The sequence below is a fragment of the Deltaproteobacteria bacterium genome, from assembly GCA_016931625.1.
Lineage (GTDB): Bacteria > Myxococcota > XYA12-FULL-58-9 > XYA12-FULL-58-9 > JAFGEK01 > JAFGEK01.
This window is the reverse complement of the sequence record JAFGEK010000192.1, coordinates 1-14,511: the sequence shown is the minus strand read 5'-3', so window position 1 is coordinate 14,511 and position 14,511 is coordinate 1. Positions and strand designations below refer to the sequence as shown.

Sequence of the window (14,511 nt, the reverse complement as noted above, 5' to 3'; positions counted from 1 at the left end):
ATATAATATATTATAATGCGAAGGATTAATTATGGGCCAAGTTACAATTTATTTAGATAAACAATCTGAAACAATTTTGCGCAAAAAGGCAAAACGCTCAAATATGTCACTTAGCAAGTGGGTGGCAAAGGTTTTAAAAGAAAAAACAAATAATTTGTGGTCAAATGAAATAAAAGGGCTTGCAGGTGCATGGCCAGATTTTGAAGAGACGCAGCAGTTACGTAATTTTATTAGTAATGATGTTAAGCGCGAAGATATTTAAATGTACTTGCTTGATACGAATACTTTGATTTATTTTTTTAAGGGTGTTGGTAAGGTTGCAGATCATTTATTGGATCAAGAACCAGCAAATATTTTTATTTCATCTATTACGCTTTACGAATTAGCATATGGTATTGCCAAATCAAATAATCCACAGCAAAGGCAACAGCAGCTAAGTAAATTTATCGATGAAATTGAAGTTATTGGATTTCACCATAAAGAAGCTACCGCTGCAGGATTGATCCGAGCAAAATTAGAACAAAAAGGCACACCAATAGGCCCGTATGATATTTTAATTGCAGCTACTGCAGTTGCTAACAATAAAATTCTTGTCACCCATAATACCAAAGAGTTCAAACGCATTAAGGAATGCAAAATAGAAGATTGGTATTAAATAGTAGCTGCAAGGGCTTTTTAGATTTAATTAATTAAGTGACAACGTGTTTTTTTATTAGGTCATGCACGTTATAACTTTGCAGAATTGGTATTATAAACGCCAAAGCATCTTTAAATATTTTTTGCCCTTCAATAGATATACCTTCGTGCATTTCCCATTCACAACCATGCAGCTCAAATAAATAACATTGGGGAAGTACACCATATAATTCTTTGCATAAAGCTACTACCGAAGCTGGGTTCATTGCATGCGTAGTAAAACCGATTTCAAGTGCCGGTGTTAATGGGGTTATTGAATAATTTTCAACACGTAGCGATGCATCAACAAAAATTACAATATCAAATTTCGAAATAAGCAAAGCATCTTCAGCGTTAAGCTGATAATTTTGTTCAAAAGAACAATTAGGGATTGCAAGACGCTCAAGCTCGTCAACCAGCGCAACACCTAGGCCGTCGTCTTGGCGCCCAGGGTTACCGAATCCATACAGTAAAATCGATGGTGGTTTTTTATCAATCAATATTTTTACACTTAGAAGAAATGACTTTTTCGTACTCGTCAACAAATGCTACTTCTAAAGGCATTTTACCAATCGCATGCGTAGCGCAACTTAAGCAGGGGTCATAGGCACGAATAGCAACTTCAACGCCGTTAAGTAAACCTTCAGTAATTTGTGGTTCAGGTTTACCCGAAATTGTATTCATAGCTACCCAGTTTACGGCTTGGTTCATGGGTTCGTTATTATTAGTGGTTGAAACGATAAGATTACACATGGTGACCTGATCGTTTTCGTTTATTTGATAATGGTGAAATAGGGTGCCACGCGGAGCTTCTAATAAACCGACACCAACGGAAGCTTTCTGTCCTTTTTTAACTAGATCTGTCTGCTGTAGATCAGGATCATTTAATAGCTGCTTAATCCTTTCAGCGCTATGCAGCGTTTCAATGAGGCGCGCCCAATGAGTATGCATCGACATATTATTAGGTTTACCGTGAGTGTAACTTTTGTATTCTTCAAATTCTTTTTGAGCTAGGGGGGTAGGAATATAATCACAAGTATTTAAACGGGCCAGTGGGCCCACACGATACCAGCCTTTTTCTTTACCTAAAGATTTAATAAATGGAAATTTCATATAGCTCCAACTACGGACTTCTTCTGCAATATATTTATAATATTCACTATAATCAATATCATCGAGAATACGATTGCCTTCTGCATCAACCGCACGTAAAACGCCGTGATAAAGATCAAGTGCACCATCTTTAGCTACTAGGCTTAAATGATTCGATGGAAATGCCGCGTAACCATCAATAAATTGTCGATTTTCTTTTTGGTAGCTTTTGATAAATTCGACAGTATCAAGCGCCCACTCAATCATGGTATCGACTGAGGGTATAGCTTTACCATCAAGAAAATAATCACGCTCAGCAATAGTTAAGTTTTTATTTATGCCACCTGGTATAGCCCCAGTACCATGAATTTTTTTGCCAGCGGTGACTTTAATGATTTCTTGTCCGAATTTACGCATTAATACACCACGTACGGCCAGATCTTTATGTTTGAGTGCAACACCAATAATATTGCGAATGGCCGGATCAGCATCGATTCCAAAGAGTAAATCAGGGGAAACTAAATGAAAGAAATGCAAAACGTGTGATTGAAAAATCTGACCATAATGCATCAAGCGGCGCATTTTTTCTGCGGTCGCCGTAAGTTCATCAGCACCAATGCCTACTAATATATCGGTGGCTTTTGCAGCAGCAAGATGATGACTTACCGGGCAAATACCACAAAGACGTTGTACTAAAACTGGTAATTCCCAATAAGGGCGTCCCTGAACAAAGCGTTCAAAACCTCTAAACTCAACGATATGCAAGCGGCTTTGAGTGACTTTATTATTTTTATCAAGTTTGATAGTCACCTTGCCGTGTCCTTCAACGCGGGTAATCGGTTCGATTGTTATTTTTTTACTCATGAATTGTGGTCCTGTCCTCTTTAAGTCTTAATCATACTTAATGGTTTCGTAAGCCAATTTCATGGGAGTACCTTTAATTATACTTACTAAAGCATCCCAAATCAGGTCAGCATTTGGTGGGCAACCAGGTAAAAAATAATCAATTTTTACAACTTCATGGCAAGGGTAAACTTTATCAAGAATCATCGGTAGTTCATTATCATTTGGTATTATTTTATTGCCTTTTTCAACAGTAAGGCCATCAAGATAAGCTTCATTTAAACATTCTTGAATGGGGATGCCATTGCGCAGTGCAGGTAATCCTCCCATGATGGCACATTCACCTAAAGAAACTAGCAGTTTGCAATTTTTGCGAAAATCTTTGAGTACATGAATATTTTCACTATTACAGCATCCGCCTTCAATAATGCCGATATCGCAAATTTTATGAAAACTTTTAATATCATCAACTGGTGATTTATTAAATTCAACTAGTTCAATGAGATCGAGAATCCGCTCATCTATATCAAGGATGGACATATGGCAGCCAAAACATCCTGCTAATGAAGCGGTGGCAATCACAGGTTTGCTCATGTGTTGGTATCCTTTTCACGCGAAGAAATTATATTAAGCGAAGCCGTATTACCAATGGGAAGGTGATCATACAAGCGGTGACCAATTGGCTGCACAAACCCAACTTCTTTTTTTAGCAAAGCGCCCACCGGACAAATTTTTGCAGCTTTGGTTGCAATTTCATCAGTAATGGCGGCAGAAGTACTCGGCTCAATATTTATGGTTAGTTTGCAACCGCGTTGTTTGAAGGCAAATAGATTTTTACCATCGTCAGTTTGAATAGCGCGAATGCAGCGTTTGCATAAGATGCAGCGGTTATGATCTTTAATTAATTTGGGATTGCTTGCATCGATTTCGCGCACGGGAAACTGGTAAGGATAGCGCGGTGCCATAATTTTAAGACGGTAAGCCAAGGCTTGTAGCTCGCAATTGCCAGATTTTTCACAAGATGGACATAAGTGATTGCCCTCAACAAATAGCAACTCAATTATTTGTTTTCGTAAATCATGTAATTCTTCAGTTTCATTCTCAATTTTCATACCCTCAGCAACAGGCGTCGAGCATGCTACCATTAGCTTGCCATTTATTTTTACCGTGCACACTCGACATGAACCACGCGGGGCTAGACCTTCAATATTGCATAACGAAGGTATATAAATTCCATTTTTTTGGGCAGCACCGAGCACGAACATACCTTTGTCTGCAGAACAATTTTTGCCATCAATAGTAAAATTTATTTTGGTACTCATAAATTAAACTCCGTGCAGCATAGGTTTGCGATTTACAGCAGCGCATGAAGCAGCGACTGCAGCTTTCAGATCAAACTCAGAGATAAAATCGCTATCGGTATTAATCAGTCCAGTATAGAGATGACGTAAATTAGCTAATGTTGTTTTTATTGGATTAGCTGCAGTTTGACCTAATCCACAGCGGTTTGCAGGCATTATTGAACTCCATTGCTCTAGATCAACTAAATCACGAGCCACACCCTTACCATTAATTATCTTTTCAAGCTTTTGTTTGAGTAAAACAGTCATGAAACGACAAGGAGCACATGAACCACAAGATTCTTCAATAAAGAAATCAGTAAAATTCAATACGGCATCTTTTAAAATATCGCGAGTCTGGTTGAAAATAATAAAAGAGCCACCAGTAGAAAGGTCTTCGAATGCAATCCAACGATAAAATTTATCAGGACCAATGAATGTCCCAGAGGGCCCGCCAATTAAAACAGCTTGTACTTTTTCAGCACCGGCCATTTCCAGGATTTCATGTACCGTACATCCACAAATGATTTCGTATACTCCTGGATATGCGCAATCTCCTGATATGCTAAGCACTTTAGTTCCCGGGGATTGAGAAGTACCAATTGAACGAAACCATTCGGCACCATTAGTGATTATTTTAGTGGCAGCACAAAGTGTTTCAACGTTGTTAATAACTGTTGGCTGATCAAGATAACCACGATTTGCAGGAAAGGGTGGACGATCACGTGGTTCGCCGCGTTTACCCTCGGCGGACTCAATAAGTGCAGATTCTTCACCACATACATATGAACCAGCGCCAAATTGAACACGAATATCAAAATTAAAACCAGCTTTACCGCAAATATTTTCGCCTAAAAGTTTCTTCTTGCGCATATTTTTTAGGATATCTTCGAGATAATCCTTCATGTAGCGGTATTCATAACGTAGGTAGAGAATACCTTCATCGCTACCAATGGCATACCCGCCAAGTACCATCCCCTCAAAAACCAGACGTGGCAATTCAGTGAGAATAACGCGATCTTTAAATGTTCCAGGTTCGCCTTCGTCGGCATTGCAGAAGATATATCTTTTATTGCTTGGTGAATTTCGACAAAATTCCCATTTAAGGCCAGTGGGGAAACCTGCGCCACCGCGACCACGAATGCCTGATTCTTTAATTATATTTATTACTTGCTCAGGGGTAAGAGTGAGCATTTTTTCAATCATCTCGCCTTCATTATAGTCTCCGAAAATTACTGGTCCTTTTTTGCGAATATTATTTTTAACCACTGTTGCAAGTTTTTTAAAACGATTAGGTGTTTTTATGGCATCACCATAGATAAGCAGCTGCAAATCGCGTAACTTTTTCTTTTGACGCATGCCACCAATTAATTTTTTAACGCTACGCGTTGTCAAATTAGGAAAAACGATATTATTAATTATGGCGGCAGGTTCTTGATCATTCATGCCTATGCAAGAGGTTTCAAAAAGGCCAATTAAGCCATCTTCGCTTACCTCGCCAAACTTACATTGAGCTTCATTTTCAAAGGTACGGGCAATTATATCGCTGCCCATCATGGTGGCGACGGCGCTATTGTTAAGATAAACGGTGTAATAGCCACGTGAAGCGGTCGAGAAAAAGTGATAGAAAGATACCGTTTGCTCGACATCAACTACAGAAATTTTTAATTTTCGAGCAATAATATCTATTGTATTTTTATTTATTTGACCTTTGCTTGATTGTATATCGAGCAAAATATCCATCAAACGAGTTGGATCAGCGTTGTACTGCTCGATGATAGCTTCTAAAGGTAATCTCATAACACTAACCTTTGCATAATTTTTAAAAAAGCTAATTTTAAGCGGGCTTACTTTCCCATGGCTTACAGATAGATTCAAGTCATTGAGTAAATTGTTGCACTAAATAAACGAATTTTTATTATTTTACTAAAGTTAGCGAAATACATTGTAATTTTTGTTTGATTTCATTAACTGGCATTTTTAGGGTGGTATTAAGTTTTAATAAAAGCCATTGAGATTCAGGCAGAAGGCAACTATATTTTTTTTCAATATCACTTACTAACAAATATATAATGTATTCTGAAATTTTTTGCCCCTCACGTTCGCAACCAATACATTGTCCGGTTTGTTGTAATTCAACCTTGGGCCAAGGACGGGTTTGGTCTTGTTTGTTGCCTTGCGTTATAACAAATCGATTATTATGCCAACGATTGATGTTATAAAAACAGCGATCGTCATATACTGGCTGATTTTTAAATAATTCTTGGCATTTCTGAGATTCGCGAAAGGTGCCATCGCCATTATCATGGCGTACAGTGATGCATTTATCCCCTGCAGGTATAGGGCGTTGTGAGCGAATTTGGCGCTCACGTCGTATTATTTGAGCATCAACGGGTAAGTTATCGCACCAGTTATCTTCAGATATGGGGCCGAATTTTTCGATATCTATTTTATGTTGCCAGCTGTGTCCAATTATGCGTAGCTGAATTTTGTTTTGTTGATTTAAAACTATTAAAAACCCAATGATCAGACATAAAAGTACACCGATGATAATTATATCACGATAGAAATTTCTACCTTTTTTGCCATGTGGGTTGGAGTTTGTTTTCATTGTAGCATTGGTGTTAGGTTGTTTAGTTGTCTTAATTGAGGCTTTCATGGCTAATAAACCTTATTACGTATTGGGGGTAAAGTGGTAAGCAAGTCAATATGCGGTTATGATTCAAAATTGCGTACCTTACTTTGTTTTCAATAGCAGGTGCAAAAGGAGCTACACGTATGGCACGGTTAGGTGAGCTTCTAGTTCGTGAAAGCATGATCACCCCGCAGCAATTGCAAACAGCTCAAGAAGAACAGAAGAAAAGCGGCGGACGTTTGGGCGCTTCGCTAGTAAAGCTCGGGATGTTAAACGAACAAGATCTACTTAACTTTTTATCAAAACAATATCATGTCCCTTCAATTAATCTTGACGATTTTCAGATTGACCCTGAAGTTCTAAAATTGGTCAGTGAAGAAGTAGCAACCAAGCACCAAGTTGTACCGGTGCATCGTGCGGGTGCATCGTTGGTCGTAGCAATGGCAGATCCTTCAAATATATTTGCCATTGATGATATAAAATTCTTAACAGGTTATAACGTTGAAGTTGTTGTAGCTAATGAAACGCAAATAATTAAAGCCATTGAGCGTTTATATAAAACCGGCGCTGAGGCCTCATACGATGAGGTCATGCAAGGATTTGATGAAGGTGAAATAGCTTTTGGTGCCGATGATGAAAGTATTAATGCTCTTGATCTTGAAAAAAGCGCCGAAGATGCACCTGTTGTTAAATTGGTAAATCTAATATTAGTTGACGCTATTAAGAAAAACGCAAGTGATATTCACGTTGAGCCGTACGAAAAATTATTCCGTATTCGTTATCGTATTGACGGTCAGCTCTATGAAGTTATGAAACCACCACTTAAATTGAAAAACGCGGTGGTATCACGATTAAAAATCATGAGCGATCTTGACATTGCTGAGCGACGTCTGCCGCAAGATGGACGTATTAAATTGAAGCTTGGCAAGGGACGCGAAATGGATTTTCGTGTTTCCATTTTACCAACGCTGTTTGGTGAAAAAGTCGTTTTGCGTTTGCTTGATAAAAGCAATCTACAACTTGATATGACCAAATTGGGTTTTGAAGAAGGTCAGCTTAAAGATTTTAAATGGGGTATTTCACAACCATATGGTATGGTTTTAGTTACAGGTCCCACAGGTTCTGGTAAAACCACAACGCTATATTCTGCTTTAAGCGAACTTAATAAAAGTACACGAAATATTTCAACCGCCGAAGATCCTGTTGAATTTAATTTGGTTGGAATTAATCAAGTGCAAATGCATGAGGATATCGGCTTGAATTTTGCTGCAGCGCTGCGTTCGTTTTTACGTCAAGATCCAAACATCATCATGGTTGGTGAGATTCGAGACTTTGAAACAGCAGAGATTGCTATTAAAGCAGCGCTTACTGGCCACTTAGTTTTATCAACCCTACATACGAATGATGCACCATCTACCGTGTCACGTATGTTGAATATGGGTATTGAGCCGTTTTTAATCACCGCGTCATTAAACGCGATTGTCGCACAACGCCTGGTACGTAAAAATTGTAGCGAATGTAAAAAACCAATTGATTTGCCAGCTTCAGCTTTGCAGGATATCCAGCTTGGGCAGCAATATATTGGTAAATTTCAGGCTTACAAAGGCACTGGTTGTGAGAAATGCTCTAATACCGGATATAAAGGTCGTATTGCCATATACGAAGTGATGGTATGTAGCGATCCTTTAAAAGAACAAATTCTTAATGGTGCTTCAACTGCCGAACTTAAAGCTGAAGCTATTCGTTTAGGTATGAAAACTTTAAGGCAATCAGCAATTTCTAAATTTGTTGAGGGTAATACAAGTCTTGAAGAAGTTACCCGCGTAACCGCCTCTGATTGATATCATGTTAGGAGACAAGCATGTCGAATCATGCTGCATTAGGTCCTACAGGTGCTGACGGCTCTCAGAAGTTAAATTTGCATACGCTATTAAAAATAATGATAGATAAAAAGGCCTCGGATCTTCACATAACCACTGCCACCCCACCACAATTGCGAATTGACGGAAAGTTAGTACCCCTGAAGACAGCCCCACTTACAGCCGTTGAAACCAAGCAGTTATGCTATTCAGTATTAACAGATGCGCAAAAGCATGTTTTCGAAGAAGAAAATGAATTAGATTTATCTTTTGGGGTTAAAGGTCTTGCACGATTTCGTGCTAATGTTTTTGTGCAACGAGGTGCGGTTGCTGCAGCTTTTCGTCGGATCCCTTACGAAATTATTAGTATTGAAGGACTGGGTTTACCGCAAATCACCCATGAACTTGCTCGTAAACCGCGAGGGCTAGTTTTAGTAACTGGCCCCACAGGTAGTGGCAAATCAACAACCTTAGCTTCAATAATTGATCTTATTAATACCGAAGACCATGGCCATATTGTTACCATTGAAGATCCTATTGAATATTTACATCCGCATAAAGGTTGCATAGTCAATCAACGTGAAGTTGGATCCGATACGAAAAGTTTTAAGAACGCTCTACGTTACATTTTACGTCAAGATCCCGATGTGGTATTGCTTGGCGAGTTGCGTGATCTCGAAACCATTGAAGCAGCATTAATTTTAAGCGAAACCGGTCACTTAACTTTTGCTACTCTGCATACAAACTCTTCAATACAAACAATTAATCGTATGATTGATGTTTTTCCACCACATCAACAATCACAAGTCAGAGCACAACTTTCGTTTGTACTCGAAGCAGTATTTTGTCAGCAGTTAATACCCAAAACTAATGGTGGTGTATGTTTAGCATTAGAGCTAATGATACCTAATACAGCAATTCGTAATTTAATTCGTGAGGATAAGATCCATCAAATTTATTCACAAATGCAAGTAGGCCAAGCACGTAATTCTATGCAAACAATGAATCAATCATTGTATGAACTTGCTGCAGTAAAACGATTTATTACTGTTGAAGAAGCCATTGGGCGTAGTTCTGATCCAGATGAATTGCGCAACATGTTGTTAGGTAAAGGACCTGCTACTAGGGTAAGGTAAACCATGCCAGTTTATTCATGGGAAGCAAAGCTGCGTAGTGGTGAAATTCGTAGTGGTGAAATTGAGGCGGCAAATACTGATATAGCAGCCCAGCGGATTCGTTCGCAGGGTATGATGATTACTCACATCAAGAAAAAACCCACACAAATAACCTTACGCTTACCTGGACAAACTGGTGTTACCACTAAAGATATTGTGGTGTTTACCAGACAATTCGCCACCATGATTGATGCTGGCCTTCCTTTAGTGCAATGCTTGGATATTTTAGGTACGCAACAACCAAATCCTGATTTTAAAAAAATTATTCTTGATGTTAAGGCAGGCGTAGAATCAGGCGCTACTTTAGCCGATGCGCTGCGTAAACACCCTAAAGTATTTGATAAATTATATGCAAACCTTGTTGCGGCAGGTGAACGCAGCGGTATTTTAGATACGATATTAAATCGTCTAGCTGCTTATATGGAAAAAAATGTCAAGCTAGTAAAACAAGTTAAAGGAGCAATGATTTATCCGGTAATTACGATTATTGTATCAGTTATCGTCACTATAGTATTATTAGTATTTGTTATTCCTATTTTTCAAAAGATGTTTCAAGATTTTGGTAGCGAATTACCAGCACCGACCCAACTAGTAGTTGATTTGTCTGAATTCGTACGCGCACACATAATTGCTATACTTGTTTTGATGGGGGGGACGATATTTGCATTAAAATCGGCGCTTAGTACTCCTAAAGGACGTGAGATTTACGACACGCTACTTATAAAAGCACCAATAATTGGCCCATTAGTGCAACGAGTTGCGGTAGCTCGTTTTACTCGCACGCTTGGTACTATGTTATCTTCTGGTGTGCCAATTCTTGATGCTTTGGATATTGTTGCAGGTACTGCTGGCAATAGTGTTATTGAAAAGGGACTACAAGTGGTACGTGCACGGATTAGTGAAGGTAAAAATATGGCACAGCCACTAGGAGAAATACCTGTATTTCCACCTATGGTAGTGCAAATGATTGCTGTTGGAGAATCGACCGGTGCTATGGATGCGATGTTAAATAAAATTGCAGATTTTTACGATGAAGAGGTTGATGCTGCAGTTGCTAATATGATGGCAGCGCTTGAACCAATAATCATGGCTTTTTTAACAGTTATTATCGGTGGTTTTATTATTTCGATGTATTTACCGGTATTCACATTAGCTGGGGCGGTTGGCGGTTAAGGCAATTTATACTTGCACAAAGGTAATGACAATTTCTCAACCCAATAATGAAAATACCCATTCTCTTTTTGATACTGCTATTGCATCGCGTAGCAATCAATGGTCAGCAGATTATAGTGAGCTACAGCGTCGTTTGCCTTGGCTATTAGTATTTCGCGTTATTGCCGCAACCATTTTGCTTGCCCTAGCAATATTTGTTGATTGGCGCAATCTGCCACTTGGTAGTATATCTAATATATTATATGCGGTAATTTTAGGAAATTATTTTATTGTTTTAGTGCTTGGTCTGTTATTACGCTGGCGTATTCCTCTAGTAGCCGTAGCTGGTGGTTATCTCGCAATGTCATTAGGTAGTGCATTAGTTGTAGTGCAGGCCACAGGTGTTATCGATAGTACATTTACATTTTTATATTTATTAGTAGTACTTGATGCTGCAGTAATTGGTGGTCGCGCTTTAGCAATAGCAATCGCGGCAACATGTGCAGTGGCGTATGGCGTACAACTAGTTATGCAGATGTATAATATTTTTCCGGCAGATCGTATAATTGAGTTACCGGATTGGAGTTTTGCTGGATCTGGAATTGCAAATTTAAGTGCATTTTATCTTACTGCTTTTCTGGCCGGATATTTAGCGGAGCTTTGGCGTAGTGCACGAAGTGAAGCTTCACGAGCTTTTGCCGATCTTGAAAGTGCTCGCATATTTCATTCTGCGATTATTAATGCATTACCGGTTGGAGTATTGGTAATCGATGAGCAACAACGTATATATGCCGCAAATCCAAGAGCATTTGAAATTTTCAAAAGTACAAGTGATCTTATTGACAGTATATTGCCGCAATCAATACCAATTATTCAACAACCAATAGGTAAATTTGTTGAATTAAGCACTGAAATTGATGGTAATAAAAGAGTATTAGGTTTGATTCGTTCAAAACCACTAAATCAATTAAATAAAGATGAAAAAAGTGACAAAACCATAGTTAATCGTCCAAAACTTGAAATTTTAGTTATTGAAGATCGTACAGAATTAAAACAACTTGAATTACGTCTTTCTGCTAAAGAAAAACTGGCTTCTTTAGGCGAGTTGGCTGCCGCTATCGCGCATGAAATCCGCAATCCACTTGCAGCGATTTCAGGTTCAATTGAATTGCTAATGTCAAACGACACTGACGCACCAGCAGCTACATCGCTACATGATATTATTACTCGTGAGATTTCTCGCTTAGAACAATTAATTCAAGATTTTTTGCAATTCGCACGTCCGGCTCCTGTTGAGTGTACACAGGTAAACCTTTCTGCCCTTACACGAGATGTTTGCAATGTCATTAAAACCGACAACATTATGTCGAATAAAAAAATAAAAGTAGATATTCCAGAGTATCTTGAAGCAAAACTCGATCCATCAAGTATTCGCCAAGTTTTATGGAATTTATTGCGTAATGCTGCAGAAGCATCAGCAACTGGTGGTTTGGTTGAATTATCTCTTATTAAACAAAGCATGGCTAATGGTGTAAGTATTGTACTAACTATTAGAGATTATGGTGAGGGGATCCCAGAATATATTCGCCAACATTTATTTGAACCATTTCAAACTAGCAAACAACAAGGCACAGGATTAGGCCTAGCGGTAGTGCATCGTATAATTGAAAAACATAACGGAACGATTGCATTAACTAATGCAGATGGCGGAGGAACTATTGTAAAAGTGATTTTACCTCAGAGCAGTAACGAATAGGCAATAAGTGTTCAAGTTTGACATATTAGCGTTCTTTATATTCCATCATGTTTTGCATGTTCGTTTCTGCACTGGCGCTAATTTCTTCTTCTTCGCGTACTTCATCGGCACAATATTCACAAAGTTTTAATGTCTTGTGACCGACTTTGGTGCGAAATAGTTCGTCAGCTTCTTCGTTGCATCGTTGGCATTTCATGTGGGTTATTATAGCACATCAATCACGGCTGCAAATCTAGATAAAGATAAAAAGTTTATTAGACCTCTCCTCTTGTTTGCATGTCAGGGTAACGGTAGCATAATATTGTGGCAAATATCGTGGTGGTAGATGACGAACTTTCAATGCGCGAATTCTTGCAAATCTTGCTTGAACGCGACAATCATCAAGTACGCGTAGCATCTGGTGTTACAGAAGCTTGTAAGGTTTTATCACAGGGGGCTGCTGACTTAGTTTTTACAGATCTCAAATTGACAGATGGTAGCGGTTTGCAGGTACTGCGTTGGGTTCGCGAAAATAATAATGAAACTCAAGTAATTATAATGACAGCATACGCAACAACTGAAAATGCCGTTGAAGCTATGCGATTAGGTGCTTACGATTATCAAACCAAACCTTTTAAAGTAAGTGAAGTACAAGCGCTTACGCAAAAGGCTCTCGAGAAGGTAACCTTATTACGCGATAACGCCGCATTACGTGAACAAATAAAACGCCAAATTGGTACTGAACGTTTGCTTGGTCATAGCATCAGCATCAGTAAGGTAATCAATTTAATTAAAAAAGTAGCTCCTGGGCGTACTAACGTTCTTATTGAAGGCGAAAGTGGTACGGGTAAGGAATTAGTGGCACGTGCGATTCATGAAGCTAGCCCACGTGCAAATGGGCCTTTTATTGCGGTAAACTGTGGAGCTATTGCTGAGTCATTAATAGAAGCAGAACTTTTTGGGCATGCTGCAGGTGCATTTACCGGAGCAGTTCGTGCAAGATCTGGGATGTTTGAAGCGGCTAATGGTGGTACATTGTTGCTAGATGAAATAAGCGACCTACCAGCAAATATGCAGGTTAAATTATTACGTGTCCTTCAAGAACGATGTGTTCGTCGAGTAGGTGAAGAACATGAAAGAACAATAGATGTCCGTATTGTGTCAGCGACTAATCAATCATTGCATGAAATGGTGAGTATAGGTGCATTTCGTGAAGATTTATTTTATCGACTTAATGTAGTGCATATTTTAGTTCCGCCATTGCGAGAACGTCGCGAGGATATACCATTATTAGCTAGAGTCTTAATGAATAAGCATGCTGAAGAACTCAATAAGCAATTAGATGATATTGCTCCAGCAGCAATGCGAGCTTTGGTTAATTATAATTATCCCGGCAATGTTAGAGAATTAGAAAATTATATTGAGCGTGCGGTAAATTTAGCAAACTGTAATATAATTAATTACCAAGACTTACCTTCGTTACTAACCGATAAAGAGACCACACTATTTACAGAAAAAGGAGAATTTCCTGAACAAGGCATTAAGTTAGAGCAAACCCTTAACGATTTTGAACGTCATCTAATAGAAACAGCTCTAGAGCGAGCAGAAAATGTTAAAACACAAGCGGCCGAGTTATTAGGCTTAACTTTTCGTTCGCTACGTTATCGTATGCATAAGTTGGGAATGGGTGAAGTGATTGATCAGATAGAATCAGTGGACTCTCAAGAGCCAGACCAATAATAGACATGATTACGAATAAGCTCTCACTTCAAATTCCCAGTTTTAAGTTCTCTGTTCTTGAAATCTTCATTTTTTTAATTGGGTATTTAAAGAACTTAAGAATAAGGAACAGGGAATGAAAGGTGATGATACAGCTGATAACCAGCTATTTTTGCTGTAGATATCTTGAACTTTACATAAAAAAACCAAAATGCGTGTAGGTTGAATGGATAATTTAGGACTAAAAATTGCTATGCCTGAGTTGCATATTTTAACTGTTCTTATT

15 protein-coding genes are annotated in these 14,511 nt (G+C 38.6%); 7 read left to right on the top strand and 8 right to left on the bottom strand.

Going from position 1 to position 14,511, the window contains the following annotated elements; all coding sequences use genetic code 11:
- Window positions 1-31: 31 nt before the first annotated feature.
- The gene (locus JW841_16350) at window positions 32-262 is read left to right on the top strand and encodes a CopG family transcriptional regulator (GenBank protein ID MBN1962505.1); all 231 of its coding nucleotides are present in this window, start codon (window positions 32-34) and stop codon (window positions 260-262) included.
- Complete coding sequence (locus JW841_16345) at window positions 263-655, top strand: type II toxin-antitoxin system VapC family toxin (GenBank protein ID MBN1962504.1); 393 nt, start codon at window positions 263-265, stop codon at window positions 653-655.
- A 34-nt stretch (window positions 656-689) separates the two neighbouring features.
- On the opposite strand, the gene JW841_16340 is transcribed toward JW841_16345, so the two are convergent.
- The 6 genes from JW841_16340 to JW841_16315 all read right to left on the bottom strand — a co-directional run bounded on the left by JW841_16340 (window position 690) and on the right by JW841_16315 (window position 6,609).
- Entirely contained in the window at window positions 690-1,175 is a 486-nt protein-coding gene (locus tag JW841_16340) for a hydrogenase maturation protease (protein MBN1962503.1), read from the bottom strand.
- Window positions 1,168-2,631, bottom strand: coding sequence for a Ni/Fe hydrogenase subunit alpha (locus JW841_16335; protein ID MBN1962502.1), 1,464 nt, complete (start codon window positions 2,629-2,631; stop codon window positions 1,168-1,170). The genes JW841_16340 and JW841_16335 overlap by 8 nt, the downstream gene beginning before the upstream one ends.
- Window positions 2,632-2,658: 27 nt before the next feature.
- Complete coding sequence (locus tag JW841_16330) at window positions 2,659-3,204, bottom strand: NADP oxidoreductase (GenBank protein ID MBN1962501.1); 546 nt, start codon at window positions 3,202-3,204, stop codon at window positions 2,659-2,661.
- Entirely contained in the window at window positions 3,201-3,932 is a 732-nt protein-coding gene (locus JW841_16325; protein ID MBN1962500.1) for a (2Fe-2S)-binding protein, read from the bottom strand. Before JW841_16325 ends, JW841_16330 begins: the two co-directional genes overlap by 4 nt.
- 3 nt (window positions 3,933-3,935) lie before the next feature.
- On the bottom strand, window positions 3,936-5,750 hold the full coding sequence (locus tag JW841_16320) for an NAD(P)H-dependent oxidoreductase subunit E (GenBank protein ID MBN1962499.1): 1,815 nt from the start codon (window positions 5,748-5,750) through the stop codon (window positions 3,936-3,938).
- Between the two features lie 118 nt (window positions 5,751-5,868).
- Entirely contained in the window at window positions 5,869-6,609 is a 741-nt protein-coding gene (locus JW841_16315; GenBank protein ID MBN1962498.1) for a hypothetical protein, read from the bottom strand.
- 119 nt (window positions 6,610-6,728) lie between these two features.
- On the opposite strand from JW841_16315, the gene pilB reads away from it, so the two are divergent.
- From pilB to JW841_16295, 4 genes are read left to right on the top strand one after another with little or no spacing between them, the layout of a single operon-like run.
- A complete protein-coding gene (gene pilB, locus JW841_16310) occupies window positions 6,729-8,426 on the top strand; it encodes a type IV-A pilus assembly ATPase PilB (GenBank protein MBN1962497.1) in 1,698 nt (565 codons plus the stop codon).
- Window positions 8,427-8,446: 20 nt separating this feature from the next.
- The gene (locus JW841_16305) at window positions 8,447-9,580 is read left to right on the top strand and encodes a type IV pilus twitching motility protein PilT (protein MBN1962496.1); all 1,134 of its coding nucleotides are present in this window, start codon (window positions 8,447-8,449) and stop codon (window positions 9,578-9,580) included.
- Window positions 9,581-9,583: 3 nt separating this feature from the next.
- Window positions 9,584-10,792, top strand: coding sequence for a type II secretion system F family protein (locus JW841_16300; protein ID MBN1962495.1), 1,209 nt, complete (start codon window positions 9,584-9,586; stop codon window positions 10,790-10,792).
- Between the two features lie 25 nt (window positions 10,793-10,817).
- Window positions 10,818-12,527, top strand: coding sequence for a PAS domain-containing protein (locus JW841_16295; GenBank protein ID MBN1962494.1), 1,710 nt, complete (start codon window positions 10,818-10,820; stop codon window positions 12,525-12,527).
- Window positions 12,528-12,552: 25 nt separating this feature from the next.
- Here JW841_16295 and JW841_16290 read toward each other — a convergent pair whose 3' ends face one another.
- Complete coding sequence (locus JW841_16290) at window positions 12,553-12,723, bottom strand: hypothetical protein (protein MBN1962493.1); 171 nt, start codon at window positions 12,721-12,723, stop codon at window positions 12,553-12,555.
- A gap of 104 nt (window positions 12,724-12,827) precedes the next feature.
- Here JW841_16290 and JW841_16285 point away from each other — a divergent pair, with 104 nt between their 5' ends.
- Window positions 12,828-14,246, top strand: coding sequence for a sigma-54-dependent Fis family transcriptional regulator (locus tag JW841_16285; protein ID MBN1962492.1), 1,419 nt, complete (start codon window positions 12,828-12,830; stop codon window positions 14,244-14,246).
- A 66-nt stretch (window positions 14,247-14,312) separates the two neighbouring features.
- Here the strand turns inward: JW841_16285 and JW841_16280 are convergent.
- Window positions 14,313-14,511: hypothetical protein (locus JW841_16280; GenBank protein MBN1962491.1), on the bottom strand; the 199-nt coding region annotated here is incomplete at its 5' end.

Excerpts from the sequence above, each read along its gene's own strand:
- JW841_16350 (MBN1962505.1), top strand. The coding sequence starts at position 32 with ATGGGCCAAGTTACAATTTATTTAGATAAACAATCTGAAACAATTTTG.
- JW841_16345 (MBN1962504.1), top strand. The coding sequence starts at position 263 with ATGTACTTGCTTGATACGAATACTTTGATTTATTTTTTTAAGGGTGTT.
- JW841_16335 (MBN1962502.1), bottom strand. The coding sequence starts at position 2,631 with ATGAGTAAAAAAATAACAATCGAACCGATTACCCGCGTTGAAGGACAC.
- JW841_16330 (MBN1962501.1), bottom strand. The coding sequence starts at position 3,204 with ATGAGCAAACCTGTGATTGCCACCGCTTCATTAGCAGGATGTTTTGGC.
- JW841_16325 (MBN1962500.1), bottom strand. The coding sequence starts at position 3,932 with ATGAGTACCAAAATAAATTTTACTATTGATGGCAAAAATTGTTCTGCA.
- JW841_16320 (MBN1962499.1), bottom strand. The coding sequence starts at position 5,750 with ATGAGATTACCTTTAGAAGCTATCATCGAGCAGTACAACGCTGATCCA.
- JW841_16315 (MBN1962498.1), bottom strand. The coding sequence starts at position 6,609 with ATGAAAGCCTCAATTAAGACAACTAAACAACCTAACACCAATGCTACA.
- pilB (MBN1962497.1), top strand. The coding sequence starts at position 6,729 with ATGGCACGGTTAGGTGAGCTTCTAGTTCGTGAAAGCATGATCACCCCG.
- JW841_16305 (MBN1962496.1), top strand. The coding sequence starts at position 8,447 with ATGTCGAATCATGCTGCATTAGGTCCTACAGGTGCTGACGGCTCTCAG.
- JW841_16300 (MBN1962495.1), top strand. The coding sequence starts at position 9,584 with ATGCCAGTTTATTCATGGGAAGCAAAGCTGCGTAGTGGTGAAATTCGT.
- JW841_16295 (MBN1962494.1), top strand. The coding sequence starts at position 10,818 with ATGACAATTTCTCAACCCAATAATGAAAATACCCATTCTCTTTTTGAT.
- JW841_16290 (MBN1962493.1), bottom strand. The coding sequence starts at position 12,723 with ATGAAATGCCAACGATGCAACGAAGAAGCTGACGAACTATTTCGCACC.